Genomic DNA, 25,229 nt, shown 5'->3' on the forward strand with positions numbered 1-25,229 from the left:
TCAAAAGGATTTAATTACAAGTAATATCAATAGAAATTATAAAATAAGCCATTGCTATTGGAATATCAGTTTTCATCCCATCATTTTACATATTAGGGAAGAATCTAGTAAAATTAATGTTTATAATTATTACATAGGCAAGTCTATGAAGGGGTTTTATAAGAAATGAAACAATACTATGCTTTCTTAAAAGTGATTGAAAGAGGGAGCTTCACAAAAGCAGCGGCAGAACTTGGTTATACTCAGTCTGCTATCAGTCAGATGATTCAAGCTCTTGAAGAAGAAATGGGGACAACGTTGATATACCGTTCAAGAAAAGGCATTACATTAACGCCGGATGGAGAGGAATTTTTGCCTTTTATTACGAGAGTTGCAAATTCTCATGCAGAACTGATTGAAAAAGCGAAGGAAATGCAAGGATTAGCAAACGGGCATATTCGAATTGGAACTTTTACAAGCGTTTCAAGCAATTGGTTGCCAAGTTTAATGCAAGATTTTAAACACCTTTACCCATCCGTGCAATTTCACCTGCAGCAAGGAGAATATACAAGTATCGTCAAATATATTAAAGAAGGCAGTGTGGATTTCGGGTTTGTCAATCCTGATGCGGCAGAAGACTTAGAAACAGTTGTTTTAAAGCAGGATAATATGGTCGCAATCTTACCAGAAAATCATCCTCTTGCAAACGATTCAACAGTCACATTAGAAGATTTAGCAAAGGAACCGTTTATATTACTTGAAGAAGGAGAACTAAATGAACCGCTAAATGCTTTTAAGAAAAAAGGATTGCATCCTAATATTCAATATAGAGTAATTGATGATTATACAATAATGTCAATGGTCGAAAGTGGACTCGGCGTTTCAATTCTATCGGAAATGGTGATGAAAAAAGTTCGTTACCGATTTGTCATAAAAGAAGTGAACCCTCCGATAATTCGAACAATTGGCATTGCTTATAAAAATAAAAAAACGTTGCCAATTGCTAGTCGTTATTTTATCGATTTCATCATTCGAAAACTGTCTTAAAAGGTTTGTAACCTTTTTGAAAGGAAGATTCTGAATGAAACAACTGTATATAAAACAAAAGTTTTTTAGCTTAACTGATAAATTTACGATCAAAGATGAACATGAGAATGATGTGTACTATGTAAAAGGGAGATTCTTAAAAATTCCAAAAACCTTTTCAATTGATAATATGGAGGGGCAACAAGTAGCCCTTATTACAAAAAAGTATTTGGTGTATTGCCAAAATTTACTGTTGAAGTTGGAGGGCAGCACGTCATAACAATCATAAAGGAATTTACCTTTTTTAAATCGCGCTATACGATAGATTCAGCTGGAATAGAAGTACGTGGTAATTGGTGGGATATGGATTTTCAAGTATTCCAACATGGTGAAAAAATAGGTCAAGTAAGCAAAGAATGGTTTACTTGGGGAGACAGTTATAAAGCACAAATCTTAAAAGAAGAGTTGGAAACCATTATTATTGCTCTTGTAATTGCCATTGATTGTGTGAAGGAAGATCAAAGAATTGCTTCTGCCACAAGTTCAGTTTGATAAAAAAGGGGCTGTTCAGAAAGTCGAACACTTTCTGAACAGCCTTACTTCTTATAGTAATATTCTCTTAAAAATTTTGCTCCTGCGGTGGTCACATCAAACGCGCCTCCTCGTCGCAATTTATCTGCGGCTAAGCATGTGCGACAGCCGCAATTTATCTGCGGCGAAAGCATGTGCGACAGTCGCAAAGGGGGCGTCTCACAATGACTTTTCAGACGCCCCCTTGGCTTCTTATAATTCAACAGATTCAACGGAAATCCATTGTTGAGACCATTCTTCAATTGATTTCAATATGGGTTCCATCGAACGACCTTTTTCCGTCAATGAATACTCGATCACGACGGGAGTAGAAGGGATCACTTTTCGATTAATAATCTCCATTTGTTCTAATTCTTTTAAGCGGTCAGATAAAACCTTTCCACTAATACCGATAGTTGACTGTATTTCACTAAAACGTCTTGGTCCAGAAAGTAATTGATATATCACTAATGCAGTCCATCTCTGACTTAAGATGGATATTGCTTTTTCAAATTTTGGGCAAATCGCTGGCTGTTCCAATTACAACACCTCTCTAATTAAGTATTTTATCAAAAAGTCGATTATAAAAACAAAATAAGTTATTTTTTTTAACATCATTACAGAAAGTAACTAAACATTGAATAAAAATCGCAAGCGAAAATAAAAAGCAGTCCAAATGGCTCTATAATATTTGGTGTTGGTGAGTATAAACCAGCACCAATTTTTTTGAACAAAAAAATGAGACAGTGACAAAACTCTGGTAAAATGTAATCGACCAAAACCACATTTACAAGGAGTGATGTCACATGTCTCATCATTATTCTATACGTAATTTATTAAATATTAAAGACAAAAATATCACATTTGATGAAAATTTTTGTGCAGAAGAACTCATTAAAGGGGTCCAATCAAAAGTCTTTTATGGCCAATTAACTTACCAACCAAAAGCGTGCTATGCTTGTGGACATGTCTTTGATGATCAAATCATTAAACACGGTTTTAAAACGTCTCTCATTAAAATGCCTAGTGTTTCAGGTTTTCATACCTACTTAAAATTGCGTAAACAGCGTTATTTCTGTAAACATTGTCATTCCACGTTTACTTTAAAAACGAGCGTCGTGGCTAAAAACTGTTGTATTTCCAACAATACCAAAGTATCGATTGCTTTAAACGCCAAAGATAAAATATCCGAAAAAGATATTGCGATGAAACATAATGTTTCTCATGCCACTGTCAGTAGAGTCATTGACAGCTTTTATAGCTACTATCAACCAAATGTTCACTACCTTCCAAAGCATTTGTGTTTTGATGAGTTTAAATCAGTGAAATCCGCAGCTGGAGCGATGTCCTTTATTTTCTGCGACTCTGAAACGGGGGAGATTGTGGATATCGTGGAGGACCGGAGATTACATGTCCTCAAAGAGTATTTCTTACGGTATTCCAAGAAGGCGAGAGATGCGGTAAAAACGATTGTCATCGATATGTACAGCCCTTATATTTCCTTAATCCAAGAAGTTTTCCCTAAAGCGGAAATCGTACTCGACAAATTCCATATCCTCCAACTATTTAGCAGAGCTTTAAACAAAACGCGCATCAACGTCATGAATCGGGATAAAAAGAATTACAATAAATTAAAAAAATACTGGAAGCTCCTTCTGAAAGATCAAACAAAACTTGATTATAAGAACTATACATATCATCGTTGCTTTAAAAAGCATATGTGTGAGGTGGAGATTCTCCACTATCTCATTGATTTAGATTCTGAATTAAAAGCGTCCTATGAGTTATACCAATACGTGCAACATTGCATCAAAACCAAAGACTTTGAGCTCTTGAAGAAAACCTTGGCGAATAAACAGAACAGCGTTTCCAGCTATATGAAAACCGCCATCAAGACAATCAACAACTACATCAATTACGTCGAGAATACGCTAAAGTACGATTATAATAACGGCATTTTAGAGGGGATTAATAACAAAATCAAAGTGATTAAACGCATTTCTTTCGGTTATCGATCCTTCTATCACTTTAGAAACCGAATATTCATTACCCAAAACTTAGCGAAAATAAAAACAGCTTAGGGGAACTCGAATTTCCCCTAAGCCATCCGATTACATATTACCAAATAATGTCACTAGAATTTATTCACCAACACCATTTGACAAAGAACCGTCCAAATTAGGACTGCTTTATTGTAATATTAATTTCTAATAAGATAGTCGAATGCGCTTAATGCAGCAATTGCGCCAGATCCCATGGAGATGATGATTTGGTTGTATGGACCATCTGTGCAGTCCCCTGCTGCAAATACACCAGGGATTGAAGTAGCACCTTTTTTATCTACAATGATTTCGCCAATTTTATTGCGTTCAAGTGTGCCTTCTAGCCAATCTGTATTTGGAACAAGACCAATTTGAACGAATACACCAGCTAATTCAATGTGTTTTTCTTCGCCGGTAGCGCGGTCTACATATGTAAGACCATTTACTTTGTCTGTACCAGTGATTTCTTTTGTAGCCGCATTTGTGATAACCGTAACATTTGGTAAGCTATGAAGGCGATTTTGTAAAATTTCGTCTGCTTTTAGATGGTCATTGAATTCAAGTACTGTCACATGGTTAACGATACCAGCGAGGTCAATGGCTGCTTCCACACCGGAGTTGCCTCCACCAATTACCGCAACGTCTTTTCCTGCGAATAATGGTCCGTCGCAGTGAGGGCAGTATGCAACACCTTTATTTTTGAATTCTTGTTCTCCAGGGACATTGATGTTGCGCCAACGTGCACCTGTTGCAATAATCACTGTTTTACTTTTTAGAACGGCGCCGTTTTCAAGTTCTACTTCAATTAGGTCGCCATTCTTTTCAAGGTGTTTTACACGTTGGAGATTCATAATGTCAACTGGATATTCTTTCACGTGTTCTTCAAGAGCTTTTGCTAATTTTGGCCCTTCTGTTTCTTTTACGCTAATGAAGTTTTCAATTGTTAATGTATCTAGAATTTGTCCTCCAAAGCGTTCTGCTACAATGCCAGTGCGAATGCCTTTGCGGGCTGCATAAATTGCTGCACTCGCTCCCGCAGGCCCACCGCCGATTACTAATACATCAAACGGATCTTTATTGGACAATTCTTCCACATCTGAGCCTTTACCGAGCTTTCCAAGAATCTCTTCAATCGTCATGCGGCCGCTAGCAAACGGTTCACCGTTTAAGAAAACTGTTGGCACAGCTAAAATGTCTTTGCTTTCCACTTCTTCTTTGTATGCAGCACCATCAATCATAGTATGTGTAATGTTAGGATTTAATACACTCATGATGTTAAGTGCTTGCACAACTTCAGGGCAATTGTGGCAAGTTAAGCTGACATATGTTTCGAAGTTGTACTCTTCTTTGATGGATTTAATTTGATTGATGATTTTTTCATCCACTTTTGGAGGACGACCGCTTACTTGCAATAATGCCAATACTAATGAAGTGAATTCATGTCCTAATGGAACACCGGCAAAAGTGATACCAGTGTCTTCGCCAACACGGTTTACGCTAAAGCTTGGTGTTCTTTTTAGTTCTGTTTTTTCTACTTTAATTTTTGGTGTCATGGATGCTAGCTCATCAACTAAAGCTAGCATCTCTTCAGATACCTCGTCAGAACCAGCACTTACTTTTAAAACGATATCGTTTTCAAGCAGCTGTAAATACTGGCTTAGTTGAGATTTTATTTCTGCATCTAATGCCATGTTGAATCGTCTCCTTAAATTTTACCAACAAGGTCAAGGCTTGGCTTAAGTGTTTTACCAGTTTCTTTCCATTTTGCTGGGCAAACTTCACCAGGATTGTTACGTACGTATTGAGCAGCTCTAATCTTGTCGATTAAAGCACTTGCGTCACGGCCAATACCTTCAGCGTTGATTTCAACAGCTTGAATTACACCATCTGGATCGATAATGAACGTACCGCGATCAGCAAGACCTTCGTTTTCTCTTAACACTTCAAATTGTTTTGAAAGAACGTGAGTTGGGTCACCAATCATAGCGTAAGTGATTTTTCCAATTGTTTCTGAAGTATCATGCCATGCTTTGTGAGTGAAGTGAGTGTCAGTTGAAACTGAGAATACTTCAACGCCTAATTCTTGAAGTTTTGGATATTGTTCTTGAAGATCTTCTAATTCAGTTGGGCATACGAATGTGAAGTCAGCAGGGTAGAAGCAAACTACAGACCAATGACCTTTGAAATCTTCTTCAGTTACTGTGATGAATTCACCATTTTTGTAAGCTTGAGCAGTAAATGGTTGTACTTGTTTTCCGATTAATGACATATTCATTACCTCCAAAAATCTTATTTTTAATATAAAAACTTTTTGATAATAATTATTAGCTAGAATTAATTATTATATACATATCTTTTTTTGTCAAATGGAATATATTAAACATTTCAAACATTAGTCTATATTTTAGACTACATATATATACATAAAAATGGAAAATGAATTGAAGTGACGAACAAACTAAACTTTTCCATTATTCACTATATATTTATTTTAGAAGATGCGCATGGGTAATACAAGAAACAAACTCCTATCTATAATGAATGTTTATGTTAGGATAGAGTACAAAGGTTTCATAGAAGGGAGAGTGGAGTTTAGTGTTTTTGGAACAGTTGAAGAGAAAGTTAAATACACAGCAAATGACATTTATTGGTGAAGAAACAGCTTTTCGTTCTGCAGTGTTGATTCCCATCATTCAAATAGAAGGAGAATGGCATATTCTTTTTGAAGTGCGTTCATTCACATTAAGAAAACAGCCAGGAGATATTAGTTTTCCGGGAGGCCGTGTCGAAGATTCAGATGCATCTCCATTAGAAGCAGCTTTGAGGGAAACCCATGAAGAATTGGGAATTCATCCTAATACAATTAAAATAATAGGTGAACTAAGTCCGTTAATAACTTCCCCTTCCTTTGTCATTTACCCATATGTTGCAACAATTGATAATCAAGTCATTCAATCTTCTTATAATAAAGAAGAAGTAGAAGAAATCTTTACGATTCCAATAAAGTGGCTTCTCAATTATGAGCCATATTCTCATTTAGTAAAAATAAAGATCATTCCGCCATCAGATTTTCCTTATGAAAAAATTATTAATGGTAAGGATTATCAATGGAGAACAAGAGAAATGGAAGAATGGTTTTATGACTATGAGCAGTATACCATTTGGGGTTTAACGGCGAGAATTTTAAAACATTTTGTTGAAATACTGAAAAATAAATAAGATATTCTCTATGGTAACATTATAGAAATGATTACGAAGCATGTCACAGTTGTTTAAATAAAAAACTTGCTAGCATTTATCATTTGTTTTCCGCTCAAAATGTTATATCAATATAATTGTAATGAATCCAAATATTGCATTTTTTATTCATCATGCATTCGAAAATAATTTCACCAAATACGGTAAATAATATAAATCAATATAGAAAAGAAAGTAATGATACCTTTTATACACATGAATGTATCAAAAAAATATTTTCCATAAATGTACATTTTAACTTGCTATTAGAGCATAGATATAATATTTAAATCTCAAATTAAAAGTGTTATACTATAATAAGGTCAAAATGTACAAGAAGATGTTGACAAAAAATAGCTACATCTTTATGGAAAAAATAGGGGAGATAAGGATGGTTATAAAATGAGTAGTAGTCAAACTAAGAAAAATGTCGTTCTAATCGGCGCCGGTATTATGAGTGCAACTTTAGGGACGTTACTAAAAGAGCTTGCTCCAGATTGGAATATTACGATTTACGAAAAACTTGATAAGCCTGGCGAAGAAAGTTCAAATGAATGGAACAATGCGGGTACAGGACATGCCGCGCTATGTGAGCTTAACTACACAGTTGAAAAACCAGATGGCTCCATTGACATTTCCAAAGCAATTAATGTAAATGAACAATTCCAAGTTTCTAAGCAGTTTTGGGCTTACCTTGTAAAAAATAATTTAATTCAGAATCCGCAAGATTTTATAATGCCGTTACCACACTTGAGTTTCGTTACAGGTGAAAATAATGTTTCCTTCTTGAAAAAGCGTTTTGAAGCACTGTCAAAATTGCATCTATTTGAAGGTATGGAATTCACTGACGATCCGGAAAAATTAAAAGAGTGGATTCCATTAATGATGGAAGACCGCGCTATTACAGAACCAATCGCAGCTACAAAAATTGATTCAGGTACGGACGTAAACTTTGGTGAATTAACGCGCATTTTAGTGAAACACTTACAAAATCAAGGTGTTGAAGTACATTACAAACATATGGTTGAAGGCATTAAACGCACAAAAGACGGCCGTTGGGAATTAAAAGTCCACGATTTAGACAGCATTAAAATGAAATACGTTTCTGCTGATTTTGTATTTATTGGTGCAGGTGGCGGAAGCTTACATTTACTTCAAGATACAGGAATTCCAGAAAGTAAGCACATTGGTGGGTTCCCAGTAAGTGGTTTATTCTTAGTATGTAAAAACCCTGAAATCATTAAAAAACACCATGCAAAAGTATATGGTAAAGCAAAAGTTGGAGCACCTCCAATGTCTGTGCCGCACTTAGATACTCGTTATATCGATGGTGAAAAATCATTATTGTTCGGACCATTTGCAGGATTCTCACCTAAGTTCTTGAAAACTGGTTCTTACATGGATTTATTTGCTTCCATCAAAGCGAATAACTTATTTACTTTGCTTGCTTGTGGTGCGAAAAACGTGCCGTTAACAAAATACTTAATTGGACAACTTATGTTAACGAAAGAACAACGCATTGAAGAATTACGTGAATTTATTCCTAATGCAAAAGCTGAAGATTGGGAAATTATTATTGCTGGACAACGCGTACAAGTAATTAAAGATACTGAAACTGGCGGTAAAGGTACATTGCAATTCGGTACAGAAGTCATTACTTCATCTGACGGCTCTGTCGCTGCATTATTAGGAGCTTCTCCAGGCGCTTCTACAGCAGTAAAAGTAATGCTTGATGTAATTAATCGCTGCTTCCCAGAAGAAATGAAAAAATGGGAAGGAAAAATTAAAGAAATGATCCCATCCTATGGTCAAAAATTACTAGACAACCCAGATCTATTCAAAGAAATACAAGCTTCTACTGATGAAATTTTAGGTTTAGGAAAAGAAAATATAGAGAAAGAATTAGAAACAATTCAATCATGAAGGCTCTCTACATAGCCGTCCTAACATACCAGATCTCCATAAAGGGAATCTGGTATGTTTTTTATTACTTGCAAAATAACAGGATATGGATGTGAAATAAATGAGATACATCAATATGGTTAGGGGAATCTTTTATCAACGATTGAACCGCTTTGTTGCTGAAGTTTATATCGATGGTCAAAAAGAAAAAGTCCATGTTAAAAACACTGGTCGCTTAAAGGAATTGTTGATACAAAATGTAGAAGTGTTACTAGAAGAAAGTAATGATCCGAACCGGAAAACAAAATATTCGCTCATTGCTGTGAAAAAAGGCGAACGGTGGGTAAATATCGATTCCCAGGCACCAAATACTGTTGCTTATGAAGCGATATTAGATGGGAAAATTGCTGAAATTGGAACCGTCCAAAAATTAAAAAAAGAAGTGAAATATGGAGATTCCCGATTTGATTTATACTTTGAAACGCAAGAAGAAAGAGGGTTTATTGAAGTTAAGGGCGTAACGTTAGAGAAAGATGGAGTAGCAGTGTTTCCTGATGCACCCACTTCTAGAGGGGCAAAACATGTTCTAGAATTAGTGAAAGCTGTGGAGGAAGGTTATAAAGGAATCATATTATTTATTATTCAAATGGAGGGTTGCCGCCTTTTTGTACCTAATCATGAAACAGACCCGTCCTTTTCAAATGCGTTACGCCAAGCTTCAAAACAAGGAGTGCAAATTTTAGCTTACGAAACAAGTGTAAGTGAACAATGTATGGTAATCAGTAATCGAATTCCCGTTGAATTAATATGAAAAAGGATGGTTACATAAAAAGAAGAATTTAGGACAATTTAATAATGAACAAATTAGATTTGTTCAATTTGCTCAATAAGGAGGATGGTTATGTCGATTGAGGATAATAAACATAAAGGCGAGTTCCAACGCAAAAATAAGCTTCGATTTCACCAATCCCCTAATCAAAAATCAACAGAATTTGCTTCTGATATGGCAATTGAAACAACCTCCCAAAAGGAAAAAGGGCGTATACAACAACCAATCAGTGAAAGAACAGCATGGCATTAAGACTGACCATTTGAATTATTGAGTATTTATAAGCTATGGATACTTTTCCATAGCTTTTTTTAAGTGAAAGTATTACCATAAAAAAACGCTTTACTTCAATTGTAAAGCGTATAATCGATCACTCTATTAAATGTTTTTTAAATGATTTTGTTTCCATCTTTCTAGAAATGCAAGGACATGTTTTGCATCGCTTCATACTATCAAGGAGATAGTTGTAACAACATGTTTTTCTAATTCTGAGCTCTGCTCCATTATCTATAAATGTTTTCTTACCATAATATTTTCGCAGAGGATTTTCTTTATGATGATAACCAAATAATGACCCATCTGCTTCAAAAATGATGTAGTGAAAGTCATCAATGGCTTGTTGATGATTCTCCTTTAACTCCATTTCATACAGCCAAAATACGTACACGGCAATATTTTCCCATAAAATCGTTTGGGAAATGCCAATTGTTTTTTCAAACTTATCGATGAGTGGAGAAATATTTTTCAAAAATAAATCCTCTATAATCCCTTGCCGCCATAAGGAACGGCTTTGACAGTTTTGATTCAATTCCTCAAAGTTTAAATCATTAAGATTAATGGTTGGAATCCAGTTTTCCCCTTTCTCTGGCCATTCCATTTCAATCATATTCAGTTCAACATTGAGTTTTTTGTTCCAAACAGACATAGCAAATAAAGAAATAACTGCAACGAAAGCAAATCTCTTCATAAAAATGGAAGCTGCAACTTTTTCTGAAGGGGCACCAATCATCTCGGCAATTTTTGAAATGAATTCTTTAAGATAAATTTCATCCATTAATTGATAAACATTGAAAGTATGCATCGATTCAGATGTTAATCTATATTTTTGCAATATCTGTAATTCTTTCTCTGTCAATGTATTAACCATGGGAAATAACTACCTCTTTTAAAATGCATCTACCTTTGCCATATGGGATGCACAGCGGCGTTCCAAACAAAGGATCTGGTGTTACTTCACAATCCATGTCAAAGACAGCTTTCACTAGACTGCGATTAATGACGTGCTCCGGCTTCCCTTGGGCAAAAACTTTTTGATTCTTGATAGCCACAATATGATGGGCATATCGGCAAGCAAGATTTAAGTCGTGTAGAACCATTACCACCGTACGTTTTTCCTTTTCGTTTAATTCAAAAAGCAAATCAAGTATTTCGATTTGATGGGTCAGGTCTAAATAAGTGGTTGGTTCATCTAATAAAAGGATATCCGTATCTTGAGCCAAAGTCATGGCAATCCAGGCACGCTGACGTTGTCCACCGGAAAGAGCATCTACCGGTTTTTCCTTTAATTCTTCGAGTCGTGTCGCCTTTAAAGCATTGTTCACTTTTTTTTCATCCTCTTCTGACCATTGACGTAGCCAAGTTTGATGAGGATAGCGTCCTTGTTTTACCAGCTGCAAAACCGTTAAGCCTTCCGGTGCAGATGGTGATTGAGGAAGGATCGCCATTTGCTTAGCAACTTCTTTGGTAGAAAGCTTAGCGATTGCTTTACCTTCAAGAATAACCGTACCAGATGTTGGCTTCAGCAGACGGGCGATCGAACGAAGAAGCGTCGATTTTCCGCAGCCATTTGCCCCAATAAATACGGTAATCTCACCCTTTGGTATTTTTAAATCCAACTCGTGAATTATGAGGTTTTTTCCATAGGAAATCGATAAATTTTTCGTCTCAATCGCACTCGTCATCTTGCTAGCTCCTTTTTATTTTTAGTTTTCGAATACTTTCGTTCCAAGCACTTTCAAAGAAAATATCTCTTCTGATGCTCATTCACTTCATTTTAAGAATTTCTTGTTTTAAAAAGCAGATAGATAAAATATGGCGCTCCAATTCCTGCAGTGAATACGCCTGCAGGCACCTCTAAAGGTGAAAAGACGGTCCGGCCGATTAAGTCTGCAAGCATTACAAGTATTCCTCCAATAAATGCGGATGTAGGGATCAACGCCTCGAAGGATGAGCCAACAAGCCGTCTTGCCATATGGGGAGCCATCAGCCCAACAAAACCAATCGTGCCAGCAAAAGCTACTGAAATGCCAATTAACGCTGTACTTAACATTAATAATAGAAACCTATGTTTTTGAACGTTATCGCCTAGCCCAGTTGCTACATCATCACCTAATTCCTGAACATTAAGCTGTCTAGTAGCAAGAATGGCGAGGATAATTAAGATAACCGCCCCTGGAACAAGAATTGCAACGTTTGTCCAATTAGATCCATAAACTGAGCCCGTAATCCAAATATTTGCTTGGCTTGCTTGATAGATTGGTCCAGTTACCATTAAAAATGTGGTGAACGCCTGCATAAGTGCGGAAATCCCGATGCCAATTAACACAAGGCGAATAGGGGGTACCCCATTTTTCCAAGAAAGGAAATAAACTAAGACCCCCACCACACTAGCACCAATAAATGCAGCTAATGGCAACCAAGCTATGCTGACTGTTAAAGAATGGTTCTGATCGCTGAAGATGGACATAAAACCGACAACTGCTACTGCCGCACCGCCAGAAATCCCCAATACTTCAGGTGATGCAAGTGGGTTTCTTACCAATCCTTGTAAAATGGCGCCAGCAATCGCTAGGGAAATACCGACAGTTAAGGCGACGATAATTCTTGGCAGACGGAATGATGTGATAACCAATGTTTCCATCTCTGGACCTAAGCCAAGTAGAACTTTAACAACTGTCAACGGGTTGATCTTCATTTCCCCTAAACCCGTGCTTATTACAAAAACAACAAAGACGATTATAGCTAAAGTTGTATAAATAAATGCAGCTTTTCGATCAATTAGTAATGACATCTTGCCGTTAAAAAGGCGTAAATTTTTGTATTTACTCATCGCGCATTGAACCCCCTTCTTGCAATATAGATAAAGAATGGAGTTCCAATTGCGGCGGTCATCACACCAACAGGGACTTCTGATGGCATTACTATGTATCTGGCAGCAATATCTGCTGCTAATAATAAAATTGCCCCCAAAACTCCCGCCATTGGAATAACCCAGCGGTGATCCATTCCTACAATTGCTCTTGCAAGATGTGGGACGATAATTCCGACAAAGCCAATTGGTCCTGCAACAGCGACAGAAGATCCAGCTAATAATATAACCAAAATTCCAATCGCAATTTTTATGAAACCAGTATTTAAACCTAATCCTTTGGCAACATCTTCACCCATAGCAAAAATATTCATTTTTCCTGAAATGAATATTGAACCAAGCCAGGCTATAGTCATATAAGGAATAACTGAAATAAGCGTTTCAAGATTTCTCCCTGCAACAGACCCTGCCAGCCAAAACAATACTTGGTCAAGTAGTGCTTCATCGAGAACGAGCAATCCTTGGGTAAAACTAGCAAACATCGCAGAAATCGCTGCTCCAGCTAGGGTTAACTTCATCGGTGTCAGCCCCTCACGCCCAAAAGAACCCATTATGTAGACACTAATGGCAGCAAAAGCGGCGCCAAGAAACGCAAGTACGTTAAAACTTTGCATATTATGAACAGAAAATATTGTCATAGCAACAACAACTGCAAAGCCTGCTCCCGCATTAATACCAAAAATTCCCGGTGAAGCTAACGGGTTTTTTGTTAACGTCTGCATTAGAACTCCGGCAATCGCTAGGCTTGCTCCAACTGCCGCAGCTATTAATGCCCTTGGGATTCTTACTTTTTGAATAATAACATGTTCATTCGATCCATTGTAATGGGTAAAAGAATCAATGGCTGTTCTCCACGTAGTATCTGCATATCCAAAGATAACACTGGCACACATAAAACCAATCATTAATAGAAAAGTAACAAAAAGGCCAATCCATTTATAAGAAGTCCTTTTCAACAACATCTTTTTGAAGACCTCTCTTTTTTATTTTAAGTCTATATACAACTAAACATAGCTGTCAATGACTTTGATAATCATTTTCAATTGTATATTGACAGAGGTGTATAGGTTACTTTATGATTAGCTTGTTGAAATTGATTATCATTTACAATTAGTTAAGGAGGATACAGTACAAGTGAAACTGTTCAAAACATTTTTGCTTCTTTTCTCTGTTATAGCCGTTTTATTGCTGGCGGCATGTGGCGGCAAAGAAGAAAAAGCAACTGAGAAAACAGATCAAAAAACGACAGAAGAAAGTACGTATACAATTGAACATGCAATGGGATCCACAGAAATCAAAGGTACTCCAAAAAGAGTTGTTATTCTTACAAACGAAGGAACCGAAGCGTTATTGGCTCTAGGAGTAAAGCCAGTTGGTGCGGTTCAATCTTGGCTTGGTGATCCTTGGTATGAACATATTAGCAAGGATATGGAAGGCGTCGAAGTTGTTGGGACTGAGAGTGAAGTAAATGTGGAGAAAATTGCTTCGTTAAAACCTGATTTAATTATCGGGAACAAGCTTCGCCAAGAAAAAATTTATGATCAATTAAAGGCCATTGCACCTACTGTTTTTTCTGAAACCTTACGTGGTGATTGGAAAGAAAACTTTAAGTTATATGCTAAAGCGCTAAATCTCGAAGAAAAAGGAAATGAGGTATTAGGTCATTACGATCAACACGTTGCCGACGTGAAAGAAAAACTTGGTGACAAAGTGAACAAAGAAATTTCTGTTGTTCGCTTTATGGCTGGAAAATCTCGTATTTATTACACTGATTCATTCTCAGGGGTTATTTTCAATGAATTAGGTTTCAAGCGTGCTGCTCATCAGGAAGAGTTGTTTACTTCAGATAATAAACTTGGCAATTTAGCTGTTGAAGTAGGAAAAGAAGTGATTCCGAAAATGGATGCAGATTACCTATTCTACTTCACTTATGCTCCACAGGGAGATCAAGAGGCATTAAATACAGCAAAGGAATGGACAAGTGATCCTCTATGGCAAAATCTAAATGCCGTTAAAAACGGTAATGCTTTTGAAGTGAGCGATGCAATTTGGAACACTGCCGGCGGTGTAATTTCAGCAAACTTGATGTTAGATGATTTAGAAAAATTATTAACGAATTAATCTGCCATAACATCCCAAGTATAAACTTAGAAGTGGTCGTTTGAAAAAGCCATTTTGAAACGGCACTTTGCGACGAGGATAGTAAAACTTGTTTCAACTAGCTCAAAGAGCAAAGGTTGATTATATAAGAGTGTCTGGAAAGTTTAGACTTTCTAGACACTTTTTTTGCACCCTTTAAATAATGCCATTCAATTATTTACTTCTTAGTTATTTTTTTTTCAAAATAAATGGTTGAAAAAATGAGCAAAATACAATTTGAGAAATAGTAATGCTGTTTCTCATTTTATCTCAATGAGGAGGATTGCTATGCCGAATGTAGAAGTAAACTGTACCGTCTCCAATTGTTATTTCCACAGAAAAGGAAATATCTGTGGTGCGGAGAAAATTTTAATTGATACGGATTCAGATTCCAAAGATAAGTCGTCAGAGTTTGCTTCAGAAGTAGACTTCCGAAAGATTGAGGAAAGGGCTAAATCATCAGAAGAAACTTGCTGTAAAACGTTTAGACCTAAAAAGTAGACTTTCGGAAGTATGGGCAGGCCAATCATTGAGAAATTGCGGGGACTAATCTTTTTAGTCCCTTATTTTTTGAGGAGCTGTAATGAATGTATGAAGTCATTGTCAATCAACTGAAACAAATTGAACGCAGTCATCATGTAAAAGTATTATTTGCTGTTGAATCTGGTAGTAGAGCATGGGGAATTGCCTCAAAAGAAAGTGATTATGATGTTCGCTTTATTTATATCCATCCAGTAGACTGGTATCTTACAATCGATCCCCAAGGAATTGGAAAAAAACGAGATGTCATCGAGTTACCGATTCACGATCATCTTGATATAAGCGGTTGGGAAGTTACGAAAGCTTTAAGGTTATTCCGAAAATGTAATCCTTCTATTTTAGAATGGATGAGAAGTAGCCCCATTTATTTACAACCATATAGCTTTATTTCTAAGTTGCGCTTATTGGAGGATGAGGTTTTTAATCCGAAATCGATGCTTTCACATTACATACAAATTGCCAAACAAAATTATGCATCTCTCCAAGGAGAGAATGTGAAGGTAAAAAGCTATTTATACGCTTTGCGCTCATTGTTCGCTTGTAAATGGATTGAACAGTTCAATGAAATCCCACCGATACATTTTCAGCATTTGCTTTCACAAATGAAGATTGATGGTAAATTGAGAAATGAGATTGAGCAGTTGGTGAAATCTAAAGTTTTCGACAAACGGGAAACCATTCGGCCTATTCCAATATTCAATGATTATATCGAACATGAATTGTATTCATTGCAGGATTATATAAAAAATCTGTATGGAGAAAAGAATGATCCAACTGTCCAGTTAGATAAGCTATTTCGTGAGACATTAAGAGAAGTTTGGAATGAGAAGTTTGATGCATTCTAGAAACTATAATTACTCATCCATAACCAATATAGATGTACGAAAAAAAGTCCAGAATATAAGATTGAAATACCTGTTAAAGCATAAAGATAGAACCGTTGAAATGATTTTATGCATCTTAAAATAACAAGATTAGAAACAATAAATATGAATACGGAAAGACTGAATTTAATTCCTAGAAATAAATATGGATTTGCTTCAAAAAAGAATCTCATCAGAGGATTTATTTCTTTTATGAAATTATTCATTAAACCATAATGTGTGGCTATACCATCAAATATGTTTAAGATTGCAACCAATAAACTCAATATAAAAATTTGCTTGTTTCTTTTCATTCAATACACCTTATAGATTTTTTCAATAGTATAACCATTTAAGCAACTTTCTAAAAAAAGTGGAATTCACATAGATAAAAGCAATTCCCTTGCTTTATGATGTGAATTCCACCATACAATGTTATTTATTTTTTTTGTTTCTTTTTCTTTCCAACACTAACTGTTCTAATTGGGATAGTTCACGAGAAAACTCTTCTTGCGCGGCTCTAGCAGAGATTTTTTCTTGTTTTGGTGTTTGCGGCAAAGAACTTGCATTATTGGTTTGGCCTTGTTTATTATCTCTTCCCATATTAGATCTCCTTTCTTGATAGTTAATCTTAATATGGCAAGATGCGATTTTTTTATCACATTGAAAAGCATTAATTGGAGGAAGGAAAAGAATAAGTTTTATTGAGAGGTTATATTGATGCATAAACATTTGGGGCAATATATTTGGGATGCTTCGTGAATAAGTAGCATCCCAAAAGTCAACTAATGACGTGGTATAATTTTTTGTTTATAAATACTGTATACATTGTTTTGTTTCTCATGTTTACTTCCTTTAAATTCAATATAAGTTTTATGAATGTATGGAGAGGTCATAATGGAAAGTAACGCTCCATAGTTGGGGATAAAAGTTATCTCGTCGCCAGGTTTGAAAAGTATTTTTTTTCCATCTAACACAATGTGGTCGCTGGTTGAACCAAGAATTTTCACAGGTATTGTTGGTGTTAAGCCCGAAACAGATACATCTTGCCTTCCTACTCCAACGAGAATATGGTTAATCCAACCTTGTTCATGGAATTCAATTGATTCACCAAAGCCGTTTTTGCCACGATTACCATAGGGGACAGAAGGTTTTTGTTTCGCCTCTATTACTTCTGCAACAAATTTAAATGTATCTTGATAAAGTTTCGGTATGACTTCGCCTTTAGTCGTCTCTCTTCCTAATAGAATCGATTCACCAAGACGAACATCATTGATTACACCAATATTTTTCGTTTCCGTTAGCCATTTAATATTTGCAGAGTTTCCGCCTGATACGATAGGGAGTTGTAAAGAGAATTGTTGCCTAATTTGCTGAACAAGAGAAGAGAACTCTCGCATCTTGTCTTCTGTCGGTATGACGCCACCAAAACAAGCAAAATTTGTTGCCAAACCAACAATTTCGATACCTCGGAGTTTTATTACCTCATTAATAAATGCTGGTAGATCTTTTGGCATGACACCTTCACGAAGGTCACCCATTTCTACCATAATCATAATTTTATGGATTTTTCCTTGTTTAATAGCTTCTTCTGATAATGCACGAATGATGGTAAGTTCAGTGTTCATGCTGATGTCCGCATATTTGACGACACTCGGAACTTCCGACATCCCAGGGGTCCGAAGCATCATCAGGGTTGCGTTGATTTTCGCCTTTTTTAACTTTTCTAAATGAATGGTTTTTGAAACGGCCAGTCTCGTAATCCCTGCTTGGACAAAGGCATTGACAATTTGCAAATCTGCACAAACGCCTTTGACTACCCCTGTCACTTCCACCCCCTTTGCTTCGCATAATTGTTTTAGAACGATTACGTTGTGTTGAATTTTATCAAGATTGATTTCAATTCGAGGAACGGGTTTTAGTTTCATAGTGAACTCACGACCTTATCCTTATTTTTTAAGGATGGGAAGAAGTCAATGATTGCATTGATGATTTTTTCATCACCTTTTTTCAACACATCGCTAACAGGTAAATGATACTTATTTTCGTATTCTACAATTGTTTGATCGATTTCCTCATCTGTCATATTTTCGTGATTTAATGTAATAGCAATTACTTTTGTATTTCCATAATGTTCAATTAAGTTAATTTCTTCTTGAACATCCGGCATTGGCATAAATGGAAAATCTCCTAACACTTTTCGTTTTGGCGGATGTTGCAAGATGACTGCTTGTGGTCTTGCACCTCTTAAAATACCGCATGAGCTAGCATAGGCTGGGTGGCTCAGCGCACCTTGCCCTTCCACAATGATAATGTCAGGGTTTTCATTTTTGTGGGCACGCAATATTTCCCCCTCCAATTCTCCAATTAAATATTGGAGCGGGAAAGCATCCATTGCAAAACCATACTCTGCACCCTGAATTAAACCTGTTTGTCCAGTGGCAATAAAGATTGGATTGAATCCGCGGTTTCTGAAACCTTTTTCAAGCACTTTCGCAGTTGTACGTTTTCCGCAAGCACCATCTGTACCGAGTACTGCAATAATCGGTGTATTGATTTTTAAAATTCCACCAGTAAATAAATGCCACTCTTTTTTCGGTTTTGGCTTTCGAATATCGCGAATGGTTACGTTATATTTTTTTGCATTATTCATCATTTCATCATCTTCAGTTAGAAATTCTTGCAGTGGGTTAATGATGTTTAAGCCAGCCTTCATCGCTTCTAAAATGACGGCTCTTTCTTCATCTTTTAAAAAGGCATCGCTAGGGGCAATTCCGAGGATAAAATCTGTTGGTTTTTCTTTGGAAATTGTTAATGCTTCTTCGAGGTTTTTACATAAAGGGATTCCATTTTTGACACCATCTAAATATTCACCAGAATCCAAACCACTCTTTGTACTATCAATTACTGCGGTTATTCCATAATATCCTGGCTCACGAATCAGACCATTAGCGGTTTTTCCATCCATTGAACCAAATTGGCCTTCACAATAAATAATTGCTATTTTCTTCATGTACAATCCCTCCATTTACCGAAGAATAAACAAAAAACATCTTTGTTGCTTCTTAAAGTAATGGTAGAGTCCAATACAATGAAGTAAAAGATGTTCGATAGGTGAAATATTCAATTGTTAACTAAACCAAGGGTTAAAGTATTAACTTAATTATAAGATTATTTATTTTTTTACGCAAAAAAAAGAAACAAAATTCATGAAATTTCCCAAAATTTAGGTTAATAGTTTAGAAGTTTTGTAATTGTACTGAATCTTTATGTCTTAAATCTCCATAAAAAATAGCAGCACAAACAATCCATTTTTCGTTTGCACTGCAAATAAGTATGTTAACGATTCAATTTAATAATATCAAAATAATCGTTTAATAATGCCCAGTTTTGTGGGAATGGATAACCTAAAGCCCAATAGCTGATGCCCCGTAAGTTATATTCTTTCGCTAAATTAAATTTTGCTCGAGCGCTTCTTGCATCTTCAAACCATACTTCATGAGCTTGCCCACTTTCATCCACGTATCTGAAAAATGGAGATTGAGCATTTTCGTCATAAAAGATTTCAGATTTATAACGGGTTGCACGGCGAATAGCTTCCTGTGGACTAAATGTCTCGGCAATTGCCCCTTCTACGTGAGGAATTTTCCAATCTCTTGCATATATTTGAAACCCTAAAAATATTTTTTGAGCAGGTATAACTGTTAATGCATACTCTACTACACGTCTTATTTGATTAATTGGAGAAATAGCTCGTGGCGGACCTCCCCTCCATCCCCACTCATAAGTCATTAGAATAACAAAGTCTACTATACGGCCATGAGCTTCATAGTCATGGGCAGTATATAGTAAACCTTCCTGTTCATCGCTTGTTTTTGGTGCGACCGCGGTAGATACGAAATATCCCCTTTCATGAAGGCGATTGACTGTCAGCTGTAAAAACTCATTATAATTCTCCCGATCTTCTGGAAGCACATACTCAAAATCGATATTCAATCCACGGTAACCCTTTTCTTCCATTACTTGTAGGCAGCTGTTGATTAATTTTTCCCTTAATTCTTGATTGGATAAAACAACATGGGCTAGGTTCGAGCCAGTGCTTGTAGATGAAAAATTAGAGATGGCTAACATCGGTATAGCCTGTTGAGATTTTGCAGCATTAAGCATTAATTCATCAGCAAAAGGTTCTAACGTACCATCCTCTTTAATCATATAAGAAAAAGGTGTGAAATAAGTAAGTAAATTACCTACTGCATTAACAGACTCTGCCCCTTCTTCATCTTGTTGATATGAATAAGCGTTGATTTCAATAGATGGTTTCGGTCTAGGTATGATTAGCACCATCCCTGGGTAGATGTTATCTGGATTACGCAGACCATTTTGTTTAATAATGGATTCTGCCGTTGTTCCGTAATACGCTGCAATTTGCCACATCGATTCTCCTAGTTGAACCAAGTGTAAGCGCGGAGGGATATAGATTGTTGTACCGGGGATTAAATTATATGGATTGATGGTAGGGTTTGCTTGTTGGATAGCTTGAACGGAAACTTCATAATTGCTTGCAATCGACCACAATGTTTCTCCAAATTGAATGATGTGTGGTGTTGTTGTATCTGGAATCACGATTGCTTGGCCTATGAGTAATTCTCGGGGGTTTGGAAGTTGGTTTAGTTGGATAATGGCATTCATACTTGTGTGATATATACTTGCCAATTTCCAAATGGTGTCTCCTTGTTGCACGACATGAATTCTCAGACGAATACCTCCTTCCTAATTCTTATAATGCACTATATGTTCCACACTGCTAATTCATATGCTTAAGTAAAAAGAAAGTCTTCCATTTTTGAAGACTTTCTCTTTTTTTTGAAACTTACTTCTATATTGGAACGTACTAAATTAAGGGGAAAATTTACCTATATCCATTAATTGCACGAAGTTGGTTTTTTTGAATTTAAATAATTCCAAATGGCATTTGAAATTTCTTTCGCCTCTTTTTGATGTGATGTGTTATTAAATGCACTATTAAAAGATGATATGAGTGCTTCTAGAACATATAATTTTTCTTCTGGCTTTTTCAATTCATCGAGTAAATAATTGGCTAATTCTACTCCTTTTTCTGAATCATTTTTAGTTAATTGATTCACAAATCCTTCAAGCTGTTTGACAATGAAGTCTTTAGATAATTTTTTTGAATTAACTTTTGATTTTAAAGCGTGTACGATTTCTTCATTAAATACGACATCACCAGTTTCTAATATGTTTGGAATAGTGGCAATGACGCGATTGAGTGCTGTTTTGATAATCGATTCAGGTGCAACTTTAACCCCAGTTGCGATATGAATAAAATGCAATGAAAATACGATGATAGCAAAAGTATGGATGGCGCACTCGTAAGAGATAGGACGGATTTTCTCTCCATAAATATCGACAAAACGATTTGCTAACCAATCTATTTCAATGACCATATGATTTTCAATAATCTCTTTTATATCCTTATCATTGGAGTCGAAGGTTGTTGAAAAGATTTCATTAAAATTTTGTTTTCTACTTAAATGAAAACCCATAGCAATTTGATTAATTAGTAAATTGATATCAGAGGTATCTTTATTTGAAGCTATTTGATAGCGAGCATTGACTAACTCTTCTCTTGATTCTTCTAAAATAGCGATTAAGCATTCATTTTTAGAAGTGAAATGATTGTAGAATGTTCCTTTGGAAATATTAGCAGCTTCAATAATATCCATAATGGATGTATTGTTGAAACCTTTTTTAATAAATAATTCGCGAGCTGCTTGAATAATTTGCCTTTTACGTTTGTTCATTTCGCCACCCTTTCCGCAAGAAAAACAACATTTTATACTATAAGTATAAAATAATTAAAATTGAAATATCAATGTCTCGTAGAGTTTTTGCAATAATGTTGTAAAAATTGAACCATCGGTATAAAATGGTTTGAGGGAAATAAAATGGATTATCGCTTAACGGTTGTTTTGGAAGATGGTGGATGTCTTATATAGAAAATAAATGATTAGAAAGTGAGGTTTTTCCTGTGAAGAAAAGTTTGACTATTGGTATAGCTGCCGCTCTTGCGGCAAGTAGTATTACACCAGCAGTCGTCGCCGCTGCTCCAAATTCTCCTGATCATGTATTTGCAAAAACGAAAAACAAAAAAGAGGAAGAAAAATCTTTTGTCGAAAAAGTGAAAGTCCAAGAGTTAACGTTGGAAGAAGCGATTCGATATGGATTAAACAGTAACTATTCTTTAATTGAGTTGGAGTATACTATTGAAAACTTAAAATTACAAGAAGATATGTATGAGGATCTTCTCGATGTTGCAGAAAGTTCTTATGAGAGTACTCAGAGAAAAATAGAAGAGTTAAATAAGTATTTAGAATCTACTTCAAAAGATACTGTGACAGTTGATTTAGCGAAAGAAGTAACTAATCTCAAGCGATCTTTAGAAGAATTATTAGACATCAATCCGGAAGACCTTGAACCAGATATCGATCCTTCAGACTCTGATAATGTAATCGTTAAAACACAAATAAGATATTTAATCAATTTTTTGGAAAATGCCATGAAATACGTGGATGAATATGAAAAATATCAGCAAAGAGAATTAGTAAAAGAGCAATTGAATGTGCTAAAAAGCAATTTAAGCAACCTCTATTTCCAAGTGAATCAGTATAAAAACATGCTTGATACTTTAGATATTCAACGAACTCAAATGTTTAATAACCGTGTGCAAATGCGTGAACAATTAAAGCTACCAATCATATTAGATTTTATTAGCTTGCTTTTAACTGAAGAGCAAATTGATTTTATGAAATATACACTCGAAGTACAACAAAGCCAATTAAACGGGATGAAAACACGTTATGAACTAGGATTAGTATCGAGAAAAGACTATGAAAAAACAGAAAGAGACATATCTGATTTAGAAACGCAAATTGCTGAACTTGAAAAGCAACTTAAACATGATAAGGCGGTATTTGCTACTACAATTGGCATTACATATGATGAAGATTTTAAATTGATAAGACCGGACTTAGGGGAATTGGCGTTAATAAAACAGGAAAAATCAACAGAAGAACTTATTAAAAATAGCTTTGACATGGTGAATGCAAGAACAAATTTACGAATTAAAGAAAAAGCATTAGATGATTTTGATGATGAAGAAAATCGTACAAGAGAAAGAGAAAAAATGCTTGAAAATGATGTTGAGGTAGCTAAATTGCAAATTGAAGCTCTTCAAGTAGAATTAGAAAAGGCTATAAAAAATACCTTCCATCAAGTACAAAAACAATATGAAGCGTTAAATGAAGCGAAAAAAGATCTAGAACAAGCAAAAACTGATTATGCTGATACACAGCTTTACTACAATTTAGGCTTACTTTCAAAACAAGAATTTGATGCAGCCAATACAAGTATAAAACAAGCGGAATTTAACTATAACAACGCCAAATACCAATATTATTTACTCACAAAACAAGTAGAGTTAATGGATAAAGGTGTTATTGTTAGAAATTGATAATCAGGGCTTTGGATTTTTCCTTTGCTAAGGAGGCTTTAAATAGATGACTAAGAAAGGAATAATAGGGACCCTTCTATTGTTAACATCTATCATCCTATTAGTAGGTTGTAATAATTCGACAGAAGAAACAGAGGTTCCTGAAACAGAAATACCAGTAAAAGTTGCGACAGTGACTTTCGGTGCTTTAACAGATGATAATGAGTTATCGGGCACCATCTTACCTGAAAATGAGGTTGCAGTTTTACCGAAAGCTGTTGGAGAAATTAAAGCAATTTATGTAAAAAAAGGAGATAAAGTAAAGCAGGGCGATATTCTAGCCCAGCTTGATGATACAGCTGAAAGAAATGCGATGGAACAGCAGCAAAAAAGCTTAGAGCAAGCACAGGCTAGTTTGAAAAGCGCACAAAATGGCAAGGTAAGAGCTGAAAACAGTTATAAACAAGCACAGGCCTCACTAAAATCAGCTGAAGCTTCTTTACAACAAGCAAAAGAGAATTTAAAAAATTTAGATTTTCAAATTCAAAATGCTCGAAATTCTTGGGAACAAGCTAAAAGAAACTTAGACAGAATGAAAGCTTTATATGAAGCTGGTTTGATTTCTCTACAAGATTATGAAAATGCTCAAAATGCGGAGAGAAGCGCAAAAATTGCTTTAGACCAAGCAGAACTATCGAAAAAAACAACGGAAAATGAAGGCATTAGAATGCAAGAAGTAGCTGTAGAGCAAGCTCAAATCAATGTGGAGCTGGCGCAAACTTCCATGAAAGATGCGGAAATTGCAGTGGAACAGGCACAAATACAAGTAGATCAAGCTCAACTTGCTGTAGATGCTGCTAAGGATCGTTTAGATGATAAAGTGATTAAAGCGACGATTGCAGGAGAAATTACAGAAATCAATGGGGAAGTAGGGGAAATGGCTTCTAATGCCAACCCATTTGCAACGATTGTAGCAAAAGATTCAGTGAAATTAAGTGTGAAAATTACGGCTAACCAACTATCTTCCTTCAAAGTCGGGGATGTATTAGATGTGAAAGTTGCCGGTTTAGAAGGAACATTTAAAGGAAATGTTGCCTATGTTTCTTCAGTGAGTTCAGGATTTGGACTATTTACTGTTGATATTAATATCGATAATAAAGAACAAAAAATTCGACCAGGCATGATTGCTTCCGTCATTGTGGAAGAAATTAAACAAGCCAACTCGCTTCTTATTCCTGTTGAAGCGATCGTACAAAAAGAAGGGAAAACCGTTGTATTCATCGTTTCAGAAGAAAAAGCAGAACAAAGAGAAGTAGAAATTCTCAAATACAGTACAGATTTGGTGGCTGTCGTGGGAGAACTTAAAGAAAACGAACAAGTTGTAATCAGTGGACAGAACCTCCTCGATGATGGAAATAAAGTCCGTATAATGGAGGAGGAGTAG

General features: G+C 35.8%; 24 protein-coding genes and 1 pseudogene. 12 read left to right on the forward strand and 13 right to left on the reverse strand.

The features are described from left to right. The first annotated feature begins 165 nt into the window (after positions 1-165). On the forward strand, positions 166-1,026 hold the full coding sequence (locus NST98_RS13010; RefSeq protein ID WP_340436729.1) for a LysR family transcriptional regulator: 861 nt from the start codon (positions 166-168) through the stop codon (positions 1,024-1,026). Between the two features lie 34 nt (positions 1,027-1,060). Next, positions 1,061-1,557, forward strand: a pseudogene (locus tag NST98_RS13015) (LURP-one-related/scramblase family protein). Between the two features lie 231 nt (positions 1,558-1,788). Here NST98_RS13015 and NST98_RS13020 read toward each other — a convergent pair. Continuing rightward, a complete protein-coding gene (locus NST98_RS13020; protein ID WP_096550023.1) occupies positions 1,789-2,115 on the reverse strand; it encodes a winged helix-turn-helix transcriptional regulator in 327 nt (108 codons plus the stop codon). A gap of 266 nt (positions 2,116-2,381) precedes the next feature. Between NST98_RS13020 and NST98_RS13025 the strand changes: the two genes are divergently transcribed. Then, complete coding sequence (locus NST98_RS13025) at positions 2,382-3,656, forward strand: ISL3 family transposase (RefSeq protein ID WP_340715285.1); 1,275 nt, start codon at positions 2,382-2,384, stop codon at positions 3,654-3,656. 119 nt (positions 3,657-3,775) lie between these two features. Here the strand turns inward: NST98_RS13025 and ahpF are convergent, their stop codons facing one another. Continuing rightward, positions 3,776-5,308, reverse strand: coding sequence for an alkyl hydroperoxide reductase subunit F (gene ahpF / locus NST98_RS13030; RefSeq protein WP_340704704.1), 1,533 nt, complete (start codon positions 5,306-5,308; stop codon positions 3,776-3,778). Positions 5,309-5,322: 14 nt separating this feature from the next. After that, the gene (ahpC, locus tag NST98_RS13035; protein WP_016838485.1) at positions 5,323-5,886 is read right to left on the reverse strand and encodes an alkyl hydroperoxide reductase subunit C; all 564 of its coding nucleotides are present in this window, start codon (positions 5,884-5,886) and stop codon (positions 5,323-5,325) included. A gap of 326 nt (positions 5,887-6,212) precedes the next feature. On the opposite strand from ahpC, the gene NST98_RS13040 reads away from it, so the two are divergent. The 4 genes from NST98_RS13040 to NST98_RS13055 all read left to right on the forward strand — a co-directional run bounded on the left by NST98_RS13040 (position 6,213) and on the right by NST98_RS13055 (position 9,837). After that, positions 6,213-6,836 carry an NUDIX hydrolase gene (locus NST98_RS13040; RefSeq protein ID WP_340704703.1) on the forward strand — a complete coding sequence of 208 codons (624 nt, stop codon included), beginning with the start codon at positions 6,213-6,215 and terminating at the stop codon, positions 6,834-6,836. A 420-nt stretch (positions 6,837-7,256) separates the two neighbouring features. Then, positions 7,257-8,777 (forward strand): malate:quinone oxidoreductase, encoded by a 1,521-nt coding sequence (locus NST98_RS13045; protein ID WP_340715286.1) that lies wholly within the window; start codon positions 7,257-7,259, stop codon positions 8,775-8,777. Positions 8,778-8,877: 100 nt separating this feature from the next. After that, positions 8,878-9,567, forward strand: a complete 690-nt coding sequence (sfsA, locus tag NST98_RS13050; RefSeq protein ID WP_340715287.1) for a DNA/RNA nuclease SfsA — start codon at positions 8,878-8,880, stop codon at positions 9,565-9,567. 90 nt (positions 9,568-9,657) lie between these two features. Next, positions 9,658-9,837: a hypothetical protein gene (locus tag NST98_RS13055; protein ID WP_208651205.1), complete on the forward strand. Its 180-nt coding sequence runs from the start codon at positions 9,658-9,660 to the stop codon at positions 9,835-9,837. 118 nt (positions 9,838-9,955) lie between these two features. Here the strand turns inward: NST98_RS13055 and fhuF are convergent, their stop codons facing one another. From fhuF to NST98_RS13075, 4 genes are all read right to left on the reverse strand, one after another. Further along, complete coding sequence (gene fhuF / locus NST98_RS13060; RefSeq protein WP_340715288.1) at positions 9,956-10,732, reverse strand: siderophore-iron reductase FhuF; 777 nt, start codon at positions 10,730-10,732, stop codon at positions 9,956-9,958. Continuing rightward, positions 10,725-11,546 (reverse strand): ABC transporter ATP-binding protein, encoded by an 822-nt coding sequence (locus NST98_RS13065; protein WP_340715289.1) that lies wholly within the window; start codon positions 11,544-11,546, stop codon positions 10,725-10,727. Before NST98_RS13065 ends, fhuF begins: the two co-directional genes overlap by 8 nt. 92 nt (positions 11,547-11,638) lie before the next feature. After that, positions 11,639-12,694 (reverse strand): FecCD family ABC transporter permease, encoded by a 1,056-nt coding sequence (locus NST98_RS13070; RefSeq protein WP_340715290.1) that lies wholly within the window; start codon positions 12,692-12,694, stop codon positions 11,639-11,641. After that, on the reverse strand, positions 12,691-13,695 hold the full coding sequence (locus NST98_RS13075) for a FecCD family ABC transporter permease (RefSeq protein ID WP_340715291.1): 1,005 nt from the start codon (positions 13,693-13,695) through the stop codon (positions 12,691-12,693). Before NST98_RS13075 ends, NST98_RS13070 begins: the two co-directional genes overlap by 4 nt. Positions 13,696-13,867: 172 nt before the next feature. Between NST98_RS13075 and NST98_RS13080 the strand changes: the two genes are divergently transcribed. From NST98_RS13080 to NST98_RS13090, 3 genes are all read left to right on the forward strand, one after another. Further along, the gene (locus NST98_RS13080) at positions 13,868-14,854 is read left to right on the forward strand and encodes an ABC transporter substrate-binding protein (RefSeq protein ID WP_340715292.1); all 987 of its coding nucleotides are present in this window, start codon (positions 13,868-13,870) and stop codon (positions 14,852-14,854) included. A 306-nt stretch (positions 14,855-15,160) separates the two neighbouring features. Then, positions 15,161-15,373, forward strand: a complete 213-nt coding sequence (locus NST98_RS13085) for a DUF1540 domain-containing protein (RefSeq protein ID WP_208651207.1) — start codon at positions 15,161-15,163, stop codon at positions 15,371-15,373. 86 nt (positions 15,374-15,459) lie between these two features. After that, entirely contained in the window at positions 15,460-16,257 is a 798-nt protein-coding gene (locus NST98_RS13090) for a nucleotidyltransferase domain-containing protein (RefSeq protein ID WP_208651208.1), read from the forward strand. On the opposite strand, the gene NST98_RS17335 is transcribed toward NST98_RS13090, so the two are convergent. From NST98_RS17335 to NST98_RS13115, 6 genes are all read right to left on the reverse strand, one after another. After that, positions 16,254-16,589: a DUF5658 family protein gene (locus NST98_RS17335; protein WP_445684045.1), complete on the reverse strand. Its 336-nt coding sequence runs from the start codon at positions 16,587-16,589 to the stop codon at positions 16,254-16,256. The genes NST98_RS13090 and NST98_RS17335 overlap by 4 nt on opposite strands. Before the next feature lie 121 nt (positions 16,590-16,710). After that, positions 16,711-17,001, reverse strand: a complete 291-nt coding sequence (locus NST98_RS13095) for a hypothetical protein (protein ID WP_340715293.1) — start codon at positions 16,999-17,001, stop codon at positions 16,711-16,713. A 59-nt stretch (positions 17,002-17,060) separates the two neighbouring features. Continuing rightward, the gene (locus tag NST98_RS13100; protein ID WP_340715294.1) at positions 17,061-18,203 is read right to left on the reverse strand and encodes an alanine/ornithine racemase family PLP-dependent enzyme; all 1,143 of its coding nucleotides are present in this window, start codon (positions 18,201-18,203) and stop codon (positions 17,061-17,063) included. Continuing rightward, a complete protein-coding gene (locus tag NST98_RS13105) occupies positions 18,200-19,288 on the reverse strand; it encodes a DUF1611 domain-containing protein (RefSeq protein ID WP_340715295.1) in 1,089 nt (362 codons plus the stop codon). The genes NST98_RS13100 and NST98_RS13105 overlap by 4 nt, the downstream gene beginning before the upstream one ends. Before the next feature lie 326 nt (positions 19,289-19,614). Further along, positions 19,615-21,030, reverse strand: coding sequence for a LysM peptidoglycan-binding domain-containing protein (locus NST98_RS13110; protein WP_340705491.1), 1,416 nt, complete (start codon positions 21,028-21,030; stop codon positions 19,615-19,617). Between the two features lie 167 nt (positions 21,031-21,197). Beyond that, on the reverse strand, positions 21,198-22,097 hold the full coding sequence (locus NST98_RS13115; protein ID WP_340715296.1) for a TetR/AcrR family transcriptional regulator: 900 nt from the start codon (positions 22,095-22,097) through the stop codon (positions 21,198-21,200). A gap of 227 nt (positions 22,098-22,324) precedes the next feature. On the opposite strand from NST98_RS13115, the gene NST98_RS13120 reads away from it, so the two are divergent. Both NST98_RS13120 and NST98_RS13125 read left to right on the forward strand, forming a co-directional pair. Continuing rightward, a complete protein-coding gene (locus tag NST98_RS13120; protein WP_096550038.1) occupies positions 22,325-23,806 on the forward strand; it encodes a TolC family protein in 1,482 nt (493 codons plus the stop codon). Between the two features lie 46 nt (positions 23,807-23,852). Continuing rightward, positions 23,853-25,229 (forward strand): efflux RND transporter periplasmic adaptor subunit, encoded by a 1,377-nt coding sequence (locus tag NST98_RS13125; RefSeq protein ID WP_340715297.1) that lies wholly within the window; start codon positions 23,853-23,855, stop codon positions 25,227-25,229.

The sequence above is a fragment of the Ureibacillus sp. FSL W8-0352 genome (genome assembly GCF_038004345.1).
GTDB lineage: Bacteria > Bacillota > Bacilli > Bacillales_A > Planococcaceae > Ureibacillus > Ureibacillus thermosphaericus.